This is a genomic window from Methylobacterium aquaticum (genome assembly GCF_001043915.1).
GTDB lineage: Bacteria > Pseudomonadota > Alphaproteobacteria > Rhizobiales > Beijerinckiaceae > Methylobacterium > Methylobacterium aquaticum.
This window is the reverse complement of the sequence record NZ_LABX01000385.1, coordinates 1-587: the sequence shown is the minus strand read 5'-3', so window position 1 is coordinate 587 and position 587 is coordinate 1. Positions and strand designations below refer to the sequence as shown.

General features: G+C 77.0%; 1 pseudogene. It reads right to left on the bottom strand.

Annotated features, from left to right (window positions below):
* A pseudogene (locus VP06_RS37555) lies at window positions 1-587 on the bottom strand (hypothetical protein); the annotation flags it as partial.

The following is a 587-nucleotide window of genomic DNA, read 5'->3' as shown; positions in this document are numbered from 1 at the left end:
TGGAGCGGCACGAAGGTCTCGCGGCCGCTTTCGCCCACCGTGTAGGCGACGCCCGGGGTGACGGGGCCGCCGGCGGCGCGGCCGGTCGGGTTCTGGGTCAGGCCGAGCGAGCCGAGGGCGCTGCCGAGCAGGTCGGCGCCGGCGCTGCCGCGGCCGAACAGGCCGTCGAAGGCCCGGTCGAGGCCCCGGCTCGCCAGCGTGGTGGCGAGCCGCGCAACGACGGTGGTCAGGCGCTCGCCATGCAGGATCGCGCCCTTGAAGCTGTCCGAGAGCGCCGAGCCGAGTTCCCGCGAGGCGGATTGGGCGGCGCGCTGCGCCGCCTCCGCCCTCTCGACCTGGACGGTCGCGGCGCCATAAGCCTCCGCCACCCGGTCGACCTCCGCGCGGAGCGCCGGCGTCACCGCGAGGTCGGCTTTCTTGGCCGCCTCCAGCAGGCGGAACGCCGCCTCGGCCTTCGCGGCGGCGCCCTCCTCCCGGCCCACTGACTCGGCCTCGATCGTCAGGAGGCTGGTGCGCCGGGTGAGGCGCGCGACCTCGTCGCGGAAGGCGTCGTCCTCCGGCGCTGCCGGCTTGGCGGGGGCGGGCGA